This is a genomic window from Flavobacterium sp. LHD-80, assembly GCF_030929605.1.
In the GTDB taxonomy this organism is placed as follows: Bacteria; Bacteroidota; Bacteroidia; order Flavobacteriales; family Flavobacteriaceae; genus Flavobacterium.
Window position 1 is genome coordinate 63,340 of the sequence record NZ_JAVFVS010000011.1, and the last position, 16,718, is coordinate 80,057.

The following is a 16,718-nucleotide window of genomic DNA, read 5'->3' on the forward strand; positions in this document are numbered from 1 at the left end:
TTTTTGATACTTACAGTTTAGTTGTAATTCTGTATCTTTGTCCATTATTTTAAATTTAAAAAATAATGATACAACTTCACGATAAACAATTTGTTCCGTTTATTTCGGCTAAAGAAATTGATTTTGCTTTAACCAAATTAGTGGCTCAGGTAGAAGACGATTTTGGAGATGATACTCCCATTTTTATTGGAGTTTTGAACGGTGCCTTTATGGTTGTTTCCGATTTTTTGAAAAAATATAAAAAACCGTGCGAAGTTTCATTTATAAAAATGGCATCGTATGAAGGAACTGAAAGTACAAATTCGGTAAAAGAATTAATAGGAATCAATCAAGATTTAACGGGCAGAACTGTTGTTATACTTGAAGATATTATTGATACCGGAAACACAATCGAAGAGTTAAAACATTTATTTAAAGAACGAAATGTAAAGCATTTCAAAATTGCAACATTATTCTTTAAACCAGAAGCGTATAAAAAAGACATTAAAATCGATTATATCGGAATCAGAATCCCGAATAAATTTATTGTTGGTTACGGATTAGACTACGATGGTCTTGGAAGAAACCTGACAGAGATTTATAAATTAGCTGAATAATTTAAAAACAAACACAACTATATATTCATTTTAAACTTCTTAAAGTAAGAAGTCGCAACACTAACAGTCATTATGATTAACATCGTTTTATTTGGAAAGCCTGGTGCAGGAAAAGGAACTCAGGCAGAATTTTTAAAAGAAAAATACAATTTAACACACCTTTCAACAGGAGATATTTTTCGTTTCAATTTAAAAAATGATACAGATTTAGGAAAAAAAGCAAGAGTTTTTATGGACAACGGAGAATTAGTTCCGTGCGAAGTAACGACTGCAATGTTAATTGATGAAGTAAAAAAACACCCTGATACAGCAGGATTTTTGTTCGACGGTTACCCAAGAACAATTGATCAAGCTGAGGCTTTAGATAAATTTTTGCCAACAATTGGTTCAAGCGTAACGGCTACAATTGCTTTAGAGGCTGATGACGAAATTTTAGTAGCACGTTTACTAGAAAGAGGAAAAACAAGCGGAAGAGCTGATGATCAGGACGAAGAGAAAATTCGCGTAAGATATCAGGAATACAATGAAAAAACAGCTCCATTAATTGGATATTATAAAGAACAAAATAAATTTCATGCCGTAGACGGTATTGGAACAATTGAGCAAATTACAGAAAGATTAACGTCAGTTATAGATAATTTGTAGAAGCTAATCCAGCTGTACGTTACGAGTCCTCACTAAAAAAACTATTTTTCCAAACCATAAAACGAGTTTCCTCCGGTCGCTGTTTTCTGGCAGGAAAAATTAGTTTTTTTAGCTCCGGGCTCTTCACTTCCATCTGGGCTAAAAAGAATAAGAATATCTTAAATATATAAGCGAACCAAACAAATAACGAATCTACTAAACATTGGAAATACTAATAATATTTTTTCTAATACTATTAAACGGAGTTTTCTCGATGTCAGAAATCGCATTGATTTCGGCTAGGAAAAACAGACTTGAAACATCGGCGAAAAAAGGAAACAAAGGAGCTAAAATCGCGTTGGATCTGGCTAATTCTCCAAATAAATTTTTATCAACCGTACAAATCGGAATTACCTTAATCGGAATTTTGACAGGTATTTACAGTGGTGATAAAATTACAATAGACGTAGAAAGTTTTGTGACTGGTTTTGCAGTTTTAAAACCTTACGCGCATTCAATCGCAGTTGGGATTGTTGTTGTGGTATTGACTTTTTTCTCATTGGTTTTAGGAGAATTGCTCCCAAAACGTATTGGATTAAATTATCCTGAAACTATTGCAAAAATGTTTGCAATGCCAATGAAAGTGATTTCGATTATTACAGCACCTTTTATTTGGTTGCTAACATCTTCGACAGATTTTTTATTGAATGTTCTTCAGATAAAACCAACCGCTGACGGAAAAGTTACCGAAGAAGAGATTAAAGCAATTATAAAAGAAGGAACCGAAGTTGGTGAAGTTCAGGAAATTGAACAAGATATTGTGGAACGTGTTTTTCACATTGGTGACCGAAAAGTAAGTTCGTTAATGACACACCGCAAGTCGGTTGATATGCTTCCTTTAAAAGAAGACAAAGCTAAAATCAAAGAACTAATCGTTCAGGATTTGCACACTGTTTACCCGGTTTACAATCACAATTATGATGACATAGTTGGTATTGTAACCTTAAAAAATATTTTTGCCAATATTGAAAATGATAATTTCGATTTGGCATCAATAATGACTGATGCACCTTATTTAATGGAGCAGACAACAGCGTATAAAGCGTTGGAAAACTTCAAGAAAACAGGTGTTCATTACGCTTTAGTTTCAGATGAATATGGCGTTTTTCAAGGTATGATTACGTTGAATGACATTTTAGAAGCTTTAGTGGGTGATGCATCAGAATTTTACAAAGATGAATTTCAGCTTATTGAAAGAGAAGATGGTTCATGGCTGGTTGACGGACATTATTCATTGCACGATTTCTTAACGTATTTTGAGTTAGATGAACTAACAAATGATTACGAAGTTAACACCGTAAGCGGTATGATAATGACCGAGCTTTCGCATATTCCAAAAGAAGGTGAAAAACTAGTTTGGCAAAAATTCGTTTTAGAAGTCATCGACATGGATGGCGTTAAAATTGACAAAGTTCTTGTAAAAGCGCTTAAAGAGTAGAGAGAATTTTGTTTTAAGTTTCAAGTTTCAAGTTTCAATCCCGATAGCTATCGGGGCTGAAACTTGAAACCTGAAACTTGAAACTCCACATAAACAAACAAAAATGACAGAAGGAAATTTTGTAGATTACGTTAAGATATTTGTTTCTTCCGGAAAAGGAGGAAAAGGATCTACGCATTTACATAGAGAGAAATTTATTGAAAAAGGTGGTCCAGACGGAGGAGACGGAGGTCGCGGAGGACATGTATATTTAGTGGGAAATAAAGGACTCTGGACATTATTTCATTTAAAGTTTGCGCGTCACATTAAAGCCGGTCACGGTGGAGATGGAGGAGGAGACCGTAGTACCGGTGCAGATGGTGATGATAAATTTATCGAAGTGCCATTAGGGACCGTTGTAAAAGACAAAGAAACCGGAGAAACTTTATTCGAAATTACCGAAGACGGTGAAAAAAGAATTCTTTCAAAAGGAGGAAAAGGAGGTTTAGGAAACTGGCATTTTAGAAGTTCAACAAACCAAACACCAAGATACGCGCAACCAGGTTTGCCAGGTGTAGAAATGGATGTTATTCTGGAACTTAAAGTTTTGGCAGATGTTGGTTTAGTAGGTTTCCCAAATGCTGGAAAATCGACTTTACTTTCTGTATTGACTTCGGCAAAACCAAAAATTGCTGATTATCCTTTTACAACTTTAAAACCAAACTTAGGAATCGTTGCTTACAGAGATTATCAATCTTTTGTAATTGCTGATATTCCGGGAATTATTGAAGGTGCAGCCGAAGGAAAAGGTTTAGGACATTATTTCCTGCGTCATATTGAGCGTAATTCGACTTTGTTGTTTTTAGTTCCTGTTGATACGCCAGATATTAAAGCAGAATACGATATTTTGGTTAATGAATTAACGAAATACAATCCTGAAATGCTTGACAAAGAACGTCTTTTAGTAATCTCAAAATGTGATATGCTGGATGACGAACTAAAAGCTGAATTAAAAGCGGAGTTGGATGTTTCTTTTAAAGATGTTCCGTATATGTTTATTTCATCTGTTGCTCAGCAAGGGCTTACAGATTTGAAAGATAAGCTTTGGAAAATGCTTAACGAGTAAAAAAAACGTTTAGTTATAAAAATACAAAACCCGACAATTTCTATTGTCGGGTTTTTTACTTTTTGTGCGAAAAAACAAAAAGCATAAAGGATTTTGCTATCCACTTAAAATCCTTGAAATTATAATCCGAAGTTTTTAGAAATTCCGATTTTCAAAGTTTTTCCAAAATCAAATCCGAAACGTTCTTGTCTTGGATCGTTTTTTCCATCAAGATTATCATAGTTTAATCCTCCAATAGAGAAATTTAAACCGAATCCTCTTTTCATATTAATGAATAATGCTGGAGTTAAATTTGCATACATTCCTTTAGCATCGTTTAGGTTTGTCGATTGGTAACCTGCTCCTAGATCTCCAAAAACAGAAAATAAATCTGAAAGTGGCACAGTATAACGCACAAAACCTCCAATTTTATATCTCTCAGTTGTATCAGATCCAGAAGTTTTTACATTCATAATTGAACCTTCGACTCCTGCGGTCCATTGATCAGCAAATTGATATCCTACTTTTGGAGAAAATTCAAAATTCTCAAGTTTAGAGTCACCAATTTTCTCTGAAGAGAATCCGATGTTTCCTCCAAGTAAAATCGAGTTTTTTTGCGCGCTTGCAAAAGTTGCAATTAAAATAATAACTGCTGTTAATAGTTTTTTCATCTTATTAAATTTTAAATGAGATGGCAAATTTAATAGATTTAAATTTGTAAGAATTAATTTATAATAAAAATTAAATAGAATATGTATATTATTACAAATTATCCTATTTTTTAAAATTTGAATAATTTAATTTATCATACTTTAAGTATTTTTTGAAGATTAATGCAGGATTTTTAAGATAGTTTTGTTGTTTACTGGAATTGTGAATTTCGCAAAATCATCTACATTTTGATTTGTTATGTTTTGTTTTTATGTGATATGATTATTTTTTTTGCGAAAATGCGCTATATTCGCATCACTTAAATAAAATAACATGAAAAAAATAGTTTTATTCTTAACCATGTGCTTAATGGCTTTTCCTGCAAGAGCTGATGAGGGAATGTGGTTTTTGATGTTTATCGAAAGATTGAACCATAGAGATATGGAGAAAATGGGACTTCAATTAACTGCCGAAGAAATTTACAGTATCAATCACCACAGTTTAAAAGATGCGATTGTACAGTTCAACGGAGGTTGTACTGCTGAAATCGTTTCAAATACGGGTTTGGTACTTACAAATCACCACTGTGGATATAGTGCAATTGCAGAACTTTCAACTGCAGAGCAAAACTATTTGAAAGATGGTTTTTGGGCAAAAGACCGTAGTCAGGAAATGAAACCAAAATCTTTATACGTTCGTTTCTTTGTTCGTATGGATGACGTTTCTAAAAGAATTTTGTCAAAAGTAAATGATCAAATGACAGAAACGGAAAGAAACAAAATCATTCAGCAAGAAATCAGTTTAATTGAAAAAGAAAACAGCGAAAACGGGAAATACACTGTTTCTGTTCGTCCTTTCTTTCAAGGAAATGAATATTACTATTTTGTGTACCAAGATTATACAGACGTTCGTTTAGTAGGGACGCCTCCAGAAAGTGTTGGTAAATTTGGTGGAGATACTGACAACTGGGAGTGGCCTCGTCAAACGGGAGATTTCTCAATGTTTAGAGTATATGCTGATAAAGACGGGAATCCTGCAACTTATTCAAAAGATAATGTGCCTTTGCAACCAAAACATTATTTGCCTGTAAGTATTAAAGGTGTAAAAGAAAATGATTTTGCAATGATTCTTGGTTATCCAGGAAGAACAAACCGTTGGATGCCAGCTGGTGGAATTGAGCAAAACGTAAAATACGCTTATCCTGCTTGGGTTGAAGGTGCTAAAACCGGAATGGACCAAATGAAAAAGTATATGGATAAGGATGCAACTGTTCGTTTAAAGTACGCTTCTAAATATGCTTCTACAGCAAATTACTGGAAAAACCGTCAAGGTATGATCGATGCTTTAACAAAGGCTGGAACAGCAGATGCAAAAGCAGAGCAAGAAGATAAATTTTATGAGTGGGCTAGTAAACCAGCTAACAAAGATAAATACGAAAATGTAATTCCGACGATTAATGATTATTACAGAGAAACGAATTTAAAAGCGCGTCACGATAATTATTTATCTCAAGTTTTACGTACATCAAGTTATGCTGCTGGTCCAGCAAATCTTGGTAATGCATTGATTGCTTACTACAAAGAAAATGATGCTAAAAGAGCAGAATTATTACCAAAGATCAACGCTTTAGTTGAAACTATTTATGGTGATTTTTATGCGCCTTTAGAAAAAGATGTTTTAACTGCTCAGTTGAATTTATATGCAGCTAAAGCTTCTGAATACGGACTTGCTCCAGAAATCGCAAAAATGAAAGCGGCTAATAATGGTGATTTTACTGCAGATGTAGCGAAAGCAACTGAAGTAAGTTACTTTACAAATAAAGAAAAAATTGTAGCATTTTTAGCTGATCCAAAACCATTAGCAATTGTACACGATCCGTTGTATATAATTTCTAATGATTTGATGACTAAATTCCGTGCAAAAACAGATGATCAAGCTAAAGCTGACGATGGTTTTGCAATTGCTTACCGCAAATTAGTTGAAGGTTTGAGAGAGTCAAAACTAAATGCTATCAAATACCCTGATGCAAACTCTACTTTGAGATTGACTTACGGAAAAGTTCGCGCTTTGCCTGCTGATCCCCGTAACGATGCAAAAATCAACAACTATACTACAATGGAAAGTATGGTTAAAAAATACAAAGCAGGAGATCAGGAATTTGACTTGCCAGCTCGTTTATTAGAATTGAACAAGAAAAAAGATTTTGGACAATATGCTGATAAAGCAGGATATATGCCAGTAAACTTCTTGACAGATAACGATATTACTGGAGGAAACTCTGGTTCACCAGTTCTTAATGGAAAAGGGGAATTAATTGGAATTGCTTTTGATGGAAATATCGAGGCTATGGCTGGAGATGTTATTTTTGATCCTAAATTACAAAGAACAATCAACGTTGATATTCGTTATGTACTTTGGATTATTGACAAATACGCCGGAGCGAAAAACATTATTGACGAATTGACGATTGCTAAATAATCTCAATTTATTTATAAAAAGTAAACCCGATAGTTTTTAAAGCTATCGGGTTTTTTGATTTTTTTACTTTTGAAAAAGTTTGTCATCCTGAGCGAAGTCGAAGGCTCGCTAATTGGAACGGGTCTTCGACTTCGCTCAGACTGACAAACTTCAATTAGTTCGGAAAAACTTATTGAACTTTCACACGAATTCCTTTTGTATGACTTGAAAATTCTGGCGCGTACATACTTTGAATAGTTGTAATTCCGTTTGAGAATTCACCGCCGTTATTCACTCTAATATCATATTCTAAAACGTACGTTCCTTTGTTGATATGATCAAAGAAAAAATGTGTTGCTGCATCTTTTGTGCTCATGTAAAATCCTAATCGATCTTTATATTTATATTCTGAAAGAACATCGACAGGTTCAAAACACGAAGCTCGCATATCTTTTAAATGAACATATTCCGTATCTTCTTTCGAAGTAATAATTAAACGAACCGTTACTAAATCGCCAATTTGTAAGGTATTTTGAGCAGTTATCTTTTGCAGTTCATCACCTTTGGCAGTATTTTTCTTTAGATATAATTCTTTCGAAACAGATAAAACAGCACCTGAATCGTTTTTGATTTTATCCAAATCTTCAAAATATTGCCAATAAACGCCACCAAAGCCCGGAACTTTCGATTTGTTTTGGATTTTTATTGAAGCCATTTCTTTTTTAATTTCATCAGCTTTCCAGTTTAGCTTGATGTAACCAGTTTCAGTTTCTTTTTCATTTTCGGATAATTTTTTTGTGACGATTTTTTCGTCTCCCAATTTTATGACCGTGTTATCTTTTACAGAAAGCCAGTCAGTTCCTTGCATTAATAAAGCGTAAATAGCCTCGGTGGTTGATTTTGTTGTAGGCCAATTTTTGGATTGTTTGTTTTTCAAAAGCCAGACTTTCATCGCATCAACAGATTTGTTGTCGTTTATCACTTCGGCGAAAGCCTCAATCAATAAAGCTTGAGTTTCAATTGGCGCCTGATACCAATACCACCCAGATTTGTTTGCAATCCAGTACATTCCCCAATCCTCATTATTTGAAGCCGTTTCTTTTAGGCTTTCAATTATTTTTTTGGCTGTTTCTTTTTCGCCAAAACGATTCAACGTTATTGCTAGCAATCCTTTTTCGTAAAGTGAATATTGCAACCAATCTTTTTTAGCTGTTTCCAAATATAATTGCGAAGCCTTTTTTAATTCTTCAGACATTGGATATTTTTCCAAATAAAAACTTCTGGTGTATAAATAATGCAAATCAGAATAGGGATTGATCCAAATTAATCTCTCAGTTGGTTTTAGGTATTTGATTCTCGTTCTGTAAAATTCTAGAAAGAAGTTGTCTATATAAGGAATTCCAGTTTTTGCAATTTGATCTATTTTTTGGTCATTATCCTCAGATTTGCTCAACTTTCCTAAATGACCTAAACCGGCAAGAATATGTCTTGTGATATATTCATTTTCTTGAGAACCTTCAAACCATGGAAATCCACCAGAAGCACTTTGTTTCTTTTTTAATTTTTGAAAAGTGGCTTCCTGAGAAGTTTTCATTTTTTCTAAATCAAATAAAAGCGCTAAGTTTTTCTTCTTTTCGTCTTCACTTTGTGCATCATTTAGCCAAGGCGTTTCGGCAAGAATTATCGATTTTAATTCTTCGTTTTCTTCTAATTTTGAATGCAGTTTTCCATTTTTTCTCCAAGTTTCAAAAATGGACGCAATTTTAGGGTTTCTTGAAATAATTTCTGAAGCAAGTGCATTCGCATAAAATCTAGAAAAAGTCTGCTCTGCGCATTCATGTTCATATTCCATTAAATACGGAAGCGACTGAATGGCAATCCAAGTTGGGTTTGAAGTATATTCAAGTATAAACTGATGATTTCTTAAAGTTGAAGAAGTGTTGTTTTTTAAATTATCAAACGCGTATTCTTTAGTCGAATTTTCACGAACCCAAAGCGGAATACTTTCAGTAACCAGCATATTATTTGTCAACACCGGAAGTATATTTTCTTCCCCATCAGAGAAATTGCCAGATTTTGCCACAATTTTATATTGAACGCCTTGCAAACCTTCAGGAATTGTGATTGTCCAGTTTACACTTGTGTTTCCAAAAGCGGAAATTGTAAAGTTTTTGATGTTTTTCGTGTTCAGCATTTTTGCGTCAATTGGTTGCATTGTTGTGGCATCGAAAAATTGTAAACTTGCTATTCCGGTTTTTGCTTCATTGGTTACATTCGAAATTTTGGCACTAATGACAATCGTATCTTTTTCTCTCAAGAATCTTGGGAAATTCGGCAAAACCATTAATTCTTTTTGCGTAATAATACTTTTTTCTAAATATCCAGTAACGGCATCTTTATTATGTGCCAGTAAACGAAGTTTCCAAGAAGTCAATGCTTCAGGTGAAGTGAAGTTGAAACTGATATTTCCTTTAGAATCTGTTTTTAAATGTGGCAGAAAGAAAGCAGTTTCCGATAAATTTTTTCTTGCTTTTACTTGGGTTAATTCTTCTAATGCTTTTTTGGTTGTAATAATGATTGCACCGTTTGCACCCTTATTTCCATAAAGCGCAGTTGCTTCTTGCTCTTTTAAAACGCTGATGGAAATAACATCTGAAGAATTTAAGTTCTTAACCGCTTTTTCATCAGCAATTTCACCGTCAATAATATATAAGAGATTTGTAGCTGTGATTGAAGATGTGCCACGAATCATAATTTTATCAGATGGAACTTGTGTAACTTCTACACCGCTTACTGTTCCCGATAGAAGTCCTTCAGTATTATACACATTATTATCTGCTTCAACTTTGAAGGATGAAGTTGAAACCTGTGTTACAGAACCAGTCACAGACATTTTTTTTTGAGTGCCATAACCAGTAACAACAACTTCTCGCAGTTGGCTAGATTCGTCCTCAAGACTTAAATTTATAACTTTGTCATTAGTCACCTTAACTGAAGTGCTTTTTAATCCGAGGTAAGAGAAAGCTAGTTCTTCGCCGGTTACAGCTTCGATTTCATAATAACCATCAAAGTCTGAAGTTGCAGTTCTTTTTGTGTTTTTTACAGTTATTGAAACGCCGGGAAGTGGTAATCCGCTGGTGTCTGTAAGAATTCCTGAAATCAGTTTTGCGTTTGCAGGTTTTTTTACTTTTTTCGTAAGCTGTTTTAAATATTGGTTTTGTAAATAAGTCGCATTAGGATCATTAAAATCAAAACCAAACCAAATTAAGCTTGTCGATTCGCTCGAATACTGCATCTTTGGTACATAGGTATTTAGATTTTCTAATGTTCTAAATATTTGGACAAAACCTAAAATCCTTTTTCTATTCCCAGAATTATAATTGTAGTCATATATAGATAGGCCTGACCATTGCGCAAATGCAAGTTTATCTAGCGAACTGTCATACATCGATGCTAAAACTTCAGCTTCTTTTTTAGTGTTGCTTGCCTTCAATTGAAATGACCATTTTTCAGTACTTCCAGGTTCAATTTTAGTTCTAAAACTTGATGCCGTCCATTCTAATTTTGGTGTTTCACTTTTTAAAGTAACTGCTAAATCATCATTAAAAATTTGATTTTCAAAAATACTCTCAAATGATATTTTTAGTATTTTTTCGAATTCAGGTTTAAGCGGAATTTTAACAACGACTTCATTGTTTTGCAGATGACTAGTTTCTTCAAAAAATAATGCATTTTTGTAATTTCCTGAAGTGTTGATGTATAGTTCCTGAATTGGTGAAGTCAGTTTTATTTCAACAAAACCATCTTTTTTAGGATCGTCATTGACTTGTTGTACCGTAAATAATTTACTTGGATCAAACTTGTCTTTGCTTTGCGTAAGCTTGAAATCTGTTGTTGCTTCAATTAAATTGTTAAAGCTGTCTCTTGCAGTAAAAACAACTTCATAGCTTCCTGATTTAAAATTTGAAATAAAATCTAACGGAATGGTTTTATCTTTTTCTGTGTTGACTTTTTTAGAGTATACTAAAGTTTTTTTCGGTTCGTTTAAAAACTCTTTTCCTGTGATTTCATAAGGAAATAATTTTTCGAAATCTTCATCTGAAATGGTTTCAATTTCTGGTTTTTCTGAATTTCTAATTTTAAATTTATTCAAAAATGGACGGATATAATATATTTTTACTTCTCCTTTTGCTGCTTTAAATTCACCGTTGAGGTTGGTGCTGGTTAAAATAATTTCGTTTTTATCTTTAGTTTGAATTTTACTTGGCATTGCAGTTTCTAAAATCAAATCATGATAACCAACTATTATTTGAGTGCGTGAATCATGCGTTTCGCCATTAATATCTGTAACCGAAACTTCAATTTCATAGGTAAAAACGGGTAATTTTTCTTTTGCGGAATCTTCAGGAGGCAAAGCAATAAAATCAATAACAAATTTTCCTGAAGCATCGGTTTTAATCTCTCCATCGGCAATTTCTTCCTCATCTTCTCTTCCAAAATAGTTTTTATGGTAACTGGTAAAACGAGTAACGGTGTAACTTACTTCAGCGTCAGAAACATTACTTCCAGCAAAAGCTTTTGCTGTACCTTTTACTTTTACAGATTGATTGACTTGAAAAGTTTCTTTTTTCGGATCAAAAGTAACTTCAAATTTTGGGCGCTTGTATTCTTCAACTTTAAAATTTAAAGCTGAATATGAGAAATCAACATTATCCCAAAATGGATGTTCCTTTTTCTCTTTATCATAAAATTTATCTTTTTTTAATTCATCTGGCTCCTTTGCTGTAATACTGAAATTCCCGGTTAGACCCGTTTTTGGCAAAACAAATTCTCCAGAAAAAGACCCAAATTCATTTGTAGTGATATCAAACATATTGAAATCATTCTGATCGGCATCTTTAATAATAATTGTAAATGTAGTATAAGGAACAACAGTAGTTTTGTCATTGTTTTTCTGAATTGCAATTCCTTTAAAATACACAGTCTGGCCTGGACGATAAATCGCACGATCTAGGTAAAATTCTACTTTTGCTTTTGAATTTTCTGGAGTATCTAATTGATAAATGTTGCTGCGCTGAAAGTAATAAGTTCCGATCGCAATGGTATCATTTTCTAATGAAACCTGCAACGTTTCGTAATCTCGATCGTTAGTTGTTTTTTTATAAGAAACCGTACCATTTTTATCCGTTAAAGCCGTAAATTTTGGTGAAGTAACCTTTGCATTTTGTAAAGGATTCCCATTTTTTCTATCTAAAACCTGATAGGTTTCAGTCATGTTAGCTTCTGATGCTGCTATCGTAAAATTGGTTACGGTTATGGTTTCGTATGTGCTTACTTTTTGATCTTTTGTGTCTTTTTCAGTTTCAAAATAAACAAGATAGGACCCAGTTTTTAAGTTAGGTAATAGTACTTCAGTCGAGTATTGAAAGCAATCTTTTTTATTTTTTAATTCGTAGGTTTCTGTTCTTTCGGGTTGTTTGTTTTTTACAATTTCATCGACGGCGGCGTCTCTTGGATTTTGATACGCCATAAAAAAGGAAATTTGTTTTTGATTGATTTTGTAAAATGAAATTTTTAAGTGTTCTACATTTTTGTATTGAATAAAAGCACGTGTATTTTCATTGTTATAAATGTATTTTTGAAGTTGTACGGTCAACGATTTCGTAAGCAGTTTTTGTTTTTGGCTTATCGCTTTCTTATACTCATTTGATCTATTGTTTACCTGTATAACGCTGTCTAGAATGGCAAGAGCTTTAGTGTTGTAGTCAGGATGCAAAGTTTTTGATGCAAGTGGGAGTAAATACTGAACTTTTTCTAGTTGGATTTTTTGAATTAGTATTTTATCTTCAGCTTTTTTTTGAAGTGTAGCAAGTGCTTTATAATAATCGTCATCGGCTTGAAATAAGAAGTTTTTGCAAAAAAGCAAACGTTCAAATTGATTGTCTAATGTTGGGCTGTTGTTTTCCTTTTTTTGATACAATGAAATAAGTGAACGAAGATTTTCATCATTTATAAAATCTAAATTCAGCTTTATAAATGTAGAAGAATCTCCAAAGAAATCTTTTTTATAAGGTATAAAAGCAATTTTTGAGATATTCCAAGTTTGTAATTTTTGCGTATAAAAAGTAATGTTTTCTTTTAAAATATAATTATATAAGTTTTCGGTTTTGAACTTTTCTGAAGAAGCATAATCAAATATAGATTCGTATTTACTAAGTGGTGTATTTTTTAACGCATTTTCGTTTTGCAATGTTTGTTTCATTGCACTATTTATTTGAGTGTCAAAATTCTTTTGCGTCCAAGTCAGAAAATTTGAATCAGCTGTTTCAATGTTGGTTCGCTGTCTGATTTGATAGTTATTTCTGCTGAAATAATCATTCAAACATTTAGCATACACAATATTTAAAATGGCTTTTGAAGGAACAGAAACTTGATTTATAGTCGATTTTAAATTGTTTATAATTTTGGTTTGTGCATTTTCTTCCAGAATTTGCATGTATTTTGATTGAAAAAAAAAACATTTTATGATTTGTTCTTCATCTTTTGAAACTTTTGCCTTTTTGTAAATTTCAGCGACAATTTCATTTGAAGATTTTATTTTTCCTTCTTTTTCAAGAGCGATAATTTTGTCCCATTTTTTTTCAAATTGCTGTGCAAAAATTGTGGTGGAAAGAAATAAAAATGCAAATACTATATTTTTCATAAAATCGATTTTCTTTTATAGAGTGGAATTTTGCAGAAAAGGTTGGAATAAGATTAAAAATATTTTTCGTACAAATTACTAATTTATGTTCAAAAGCAAATAGCATTTTATATTTCCTTATTTTTGAAATATGAAAAAGCTGCTGATTTTGTTTTTAATTGTTCCAATGTGCTGTTGGTCGCAAACTAATTTTGAAAAAGCAGAGAAATTATTTCATTCTAAAAAGTATAGTGAAGCCCAATTGCTATTTGAAGGAATAGTAAAAAACAACCCGTCAGATATTAAATCACTGGAATATTTGGGAGATATTGCTGCATATCAAAAATCTTGGGTGAAAGGCGCATCATATTTTAAAAAACTGAAAGAATTAAAACCTTCAGTTGCTGATTATTTCTTTAAATACGGCGGATGTCTGGCCATGCATTCTCTAGAAGTAAATAAAATAAAGGCTTTTGGGATGGTTGGTGATATGAAAGAAGCTTTTGAAAAAGCAATCGAATTAAATCCAAAACACGTTCAGGCGAGATGGGCGCTAATCGAAATATACTTGCAATTACCTGGAATTTTAGGCGGAAGTGAATCAAAAGCAATTGGATATTCGAACGAATTAGCACAATTTTCCCCAGTCGACGGCTATTTGTCAAGAGGACGAATTGATGAGTATTTCAAACGATATGACTCGGCAGAAAAAAATTATAAAAAAGCACATGAAATTGGCAATTCAAAAGTCACATTTCAAAAATTATATAATTTATATTTGAACAAATTAAAAGACACAAAAAAAGCGCAGGATTTAAAACGAAAATTCGAAGCTTAACATAAAAATTAATTAGAATTTGTCCCGATAGCTATTGGGATTAATAATTGGAATTTAAATGAAAACACATTTCATCGCGATAGGCGGAAGTGCTATGCACAACTTAGCATTAGCATTGCACAACAAAGGATATCAGGTTACAGGAAGCGACGATGCTATTTTTGAACCTTCAAAATCAAGATTAGAAAAAAAAGGAATTCTTCCTGCTGAATTAGGTTGGTTTCCAGAAAAAATTACGGCTGATATTGATGCAATCATTTTAGGAATGCACGCAAAAGCGGATAATCCAGAATTACTGAAAGCTCAGGAATTGGGATTAAAAATTTATTCGTACCCAGAGTTTTTATACGAACAGTCTAAAAACAAAACACGTGTCGTAATTGGTGGTTCTCATGGAAAAACTACTATTACTTCGATGATTTTGCACGTTATGCATTATCACAATATTGCCGTTGATTATATGGTAGGAGCTCAGTTAGAAGGTTTTGACACGATGGTTCATCTTACTGAAGAAAATGATTTTGTGGTTTTGGAAGGTGATGAATATTTATCGTCGCCAATTGACAGACGCCCGAAATTTCATTTGTATCAGCCAAATATTGCTTTGATTTCAGGAATTGCTTGGGATCATATTAACGTGTTTCCAACGTATGAAAATTATGTAGAGCAGTTTGAGATTTTCATCCAAAAAATTACAAATGGAGGGATTTTGGTTTATAACGAAAATGATCCAGAAGTAAAACGAGTTGCCGAAGCAGCTACAAATCCAATTCGTAAATTGGCATACTCAACTCCAAATTATACAGTAAGCGACGGCGTAACTTTATTAGAAACTCCAGAAGGCGACATGCCAATTGAGGTTTTTGGAGCACATAATTTGAATAATCTTGCCGGAGCAAAATGGATCTGCCAGAATATGGGCGTTGATGAAGCTGATTTTTATGAAGCAATTGCAAGTTTCAAAGGCGCATCGAAACGCTTAGAAAAAATTGCTGAAGGAAAAGGGAAGGTTGCGTATAAAGATTTTGCGCATTCGCCAAGTAAGGTTGCTGCGACAACAAAAGCGGTAAAAGAACAATATCCAAACAGAACTTTAGTGGCGTGTTTAGAACTTCATACCTACAGCAGTTTGAATGCTGAATTTTTGAAAGAGTACGAAGGTGCTTTAGAATATGCTGATGTCGCAGTTGTTTTTTATTCGCCAGATGCTGTAAAAATCAAGCAATTAGAAGAAGTGACTTATGAGCAGATTGCAAAAGCATTTAATCGTGAAGATCTTGTGATTTATACCAATCCGGCTGAATTCAAGGAATATTTATTCAATTTGAATTTAGATAATTCGGCACTTTTATTAATGAGTTCCGGAAATTATGGCGGATTAAACTTTGACGAAGTAAAAGGTCTGATTAATTAGAAAATTAGTCAATTAGATAATAGGCCGATTGTTTCAGACAATCGGCTTTTTTTTTGAGTTTGGAATTTCCTAATTGATGATTTTCTCATGATCTAATTAACTAATTGGCATATTCTCTAATTATTTTTTGAGCGATTTTTCTTTCTTTTTAATATATTCGCTTTTTGTAAAATCTTTAGTTTATGGAACAAACTCATTTTCCAATTACGAATTGGTCAGAAGATGACAGGCCTCGCGAGAAATTAATGCTGAAAGGAAAAAGTGCTTTAAGTGATGCCGAATTAATTGCGATTCTGATTGGTTCAGGAAGCCGAAACGAATCGGCTGTGGATTTAAGCAAGAGAATTTTGAAGAATGCCGAAAATTTGAATGCTTTGGGGAAAATGTCGATTTCGCAATTGATGAATTTTAAGGGAATAGGAGAGGCCAAGGCGATTACAATTATTGCAGCTATGGAACTCGGGCGCCGTCGTCGGGCCGAAGATGTTGTCGATTTAATAAAAATTACTTCTAGCAAATTAGTTTTTGAATTGATGGTTCCTATTATAGGTGAATTAGCTCATGAAGAATTTTGGGTACTTTTTCTGAATAATTCTAATAAGGTTATTTCAAAATCACAGCTTAGCAAAGGCGGTATTACAGGAACGATAGTTGATGTTCGGTTGGTTTTTAAATTGGCACTTGAAAATGGAGCTACTAGCTTGATTTTGTGTCACAATCATCCTTCAGGTAATTTATCCCCAAGTGAAGCTGATAAACAGATTACGAAAAGGATAAAGCAGGTCGGCGAAAGTTTAGATGTTAAAGTTTTAGACCATTTGATTATTACTGAAACAAAATATTATAGTTTTGTAGATGAAGGAATTTTTTAGAT

The 16,718-nt window shown here is 33.1% G+C and carries 10 protein-coding genes; 8 read left to right on the forward strand and 2 right to left on the reverse strand.

The window, feature by feature from the left end; genetic code table 11:
* Positions 1-65: 65 nt before the first annotated feature.
* From hpt to obgE, 4 genes are all read left to right on the forward strand, one after another.
* The gene (hpt, locus tag RB619_RS15085) at positions 66-596 is read left to right on the forward strand and encodes a hypoxanthine phosphoribosyltransferase (RefSeq protein WP_308098907.1); all 531 of its coding nucleotides are present in this window, start codon (positions 66-68) and stop codon (positions 594-596) included.
* Between the two features lie 72 nt (positions 597-668).
* Entirely contained in the window at positions 669-1,241 is a 573-nt protein-coding gene (locus RB619_RS15090) for an adenylate kinase (RefSeq protein WP_308098909.1), read from the forward strand.
* 202 nt (positions 1,242-1,443) lie between these two features.
* Entirely contained in the window at positions 1,444-2,718 is a 1,275-nt protein-coding gene (locus RB619_RS15095; protein WP_308098911.1) for a hemolysin family protein, read from the forward strand.
* 103 nt (positions 2,719-2,821) lie between these two features.
* Positions 2,822-3,823 (forward strand): GTPase ObgE, encoded by a 1,002-nt coding sequence (gene obgE, locus RB619_RS15100; RefSeq protein WP_308098913.1) that lies wholly within the window; start codon positions 2,822-2,824, stop codon positions 3,821-3,823.
* 119 nt (positions 3,824-3,942) lie between these two features.
* Here the strand turns inward: obgE and RB619_RS15105 are convergent, their stop codons facing one another.
* Complete coding sequence (locus RB619_RS15105) at positions 3,943-4,473, reverse strand: outer membrane beta-barrel protein (RefSeq protein ID WP_308098915.1); 531 nt, start codon at positions 4,471-4,473, stop codon at positions 3,943-3,945.
* A gap of 313 nt (positions 4,474-4,786) precedes the next feature.
* On the opposite strand from RB619_RS15105, the gene RB619_RS15110 reads away from it, so the two are divergent.
* Entirely contained in the window at positions 4,787-6,931 is a 2,145-nt protein-coding gene (locus RB619_RS15110) for a S46 family peptidase (RefSeq protein ID WP_308098917.1), read from the forward strand.
* 169 nt (positions 6,932-7,100) lie between these two features.
* On the opposite strand, the gene RB619_RS15115 is transcribed toward RB619_RS15110, so the two are convergent.
* Positions 7,101-13,613 (reverse strand): MG2 domain-containing protein, encoded by a 6,513-nt coding sequence (locus RB619_RS15115; protein WP_308098919.1) that lies wholly within the window; start codon positions 13,611-13,613, stop codon positions 7,101-7,103.
* Between the two features lie 130 nt (positions 13,614-13,743).
* Here RB619_RS15115 and RB619_RS15120 point away from each other — a divergent pair, with 130 nt between their 5' ends.
* The 3 genes from RB619_RS15120 to radC all read left to right on the forward strand — a co-directional run bounded on the left by RB619_RS15120 (position 13,744) and on the right by radC (position 16,716).
* Positions 13,744-14,430, forward strand: coding sequence for a tetratricopeptide repeat protein (locus RB619_RS15120; protein ID WP_308098921.1), 687 nt, complete (start codon positions 13,744-13,746; stop codon positions 14,428-14,430).
* A 58-nt stretch (positions 14,431-14,488) separates the two neighbouring features.
* Positions 14,489-15,844, forward strand: coding sequence for a Mur ligase family protein (gene murC, locus RB619_RS15125; RefSeq protein ID WP_308098923.1), 1,356 nt, complete (start codon positions 14,489-14,491; stop codon positions 15,842-15,844).
* A 182-nt stretch (positions 15,845-16,026) separates the two neighbouring features.
* The gene (gene radC / locus RB619_RS15130) at positions 16,027-16,716 is read left to right on the forward strand and encodes a DNA repair protein RadC (protein ID WP_308098925.1); all 690 of its coding nucleotides are present in this window, start codon (positions 16,027-16,029) and stop codon (positions 16,714-16,716) included.
* Positions 16,717-16,718: the final 2 nt, after the last annotated feature.

Bases quoted from the DNA above. Each gene is read 5' to 3' on its own strand.
- hpt (WP_308098907.1), top strand. From the start codon at position 66: ATGATACAACTTCACGATAAACAATTTGTTCCGTTTATTTCGGCTAAA.
- RB619_RS15090 (WP_308098909.1), top strand. From the start codon at position 669: ATGATTAACATCGTTTTATTTGGAAAGCCTGGTGCAGGAAAAGGAACT.
- obgE (WP_308098913.1), top strand. From the start codon at position 2,822: ATGACAGAAGGAAATTTTGTAGATTACGTTAAGATATTTGTTTCTTCC.
- RB619_RS15105 (WP_308098915.1), bottom strand. From the start codon at position 4,473: ATGAAAAAACTATTAACAGCAGTTATTATTTTAATTGCAACTTTTGCA.
- RB619_RS15110 (WP_308098917.1), top strand. From the start codon at position 4,787: ATGAAAAAAATAGTTTTATTCTTAACCATGTGCTTAATGGCTTTTCCT.
- RB619_RS15115 (WP_308098919.1), bottom strand. From the start codon at position 13,613: ATGAAAAATATAGTATTTGCATTTTTATTTCTTTCCACCACAATTTTT.
- RB619_RS15120 (WP_308098921.1), top strand. From the start codon at position 13,744: ATGAAAAAGCTGCTGATTTTGTTTTTAATTGTTCCAATGTGCTGTTGG.
- murC (WP_308098923.1), top strand. From the start codon at position 14,489: ATGAAAACACATTTCATCGCGATAGGCGGAAGTGCTATGCACAACTTA.
- radC (WP_308098925.1), top strand. From the start codon at position 16,027: ATGGAACAAACTCATTTTCCAATTACGAATTGGTCAGAAGATGACAGG.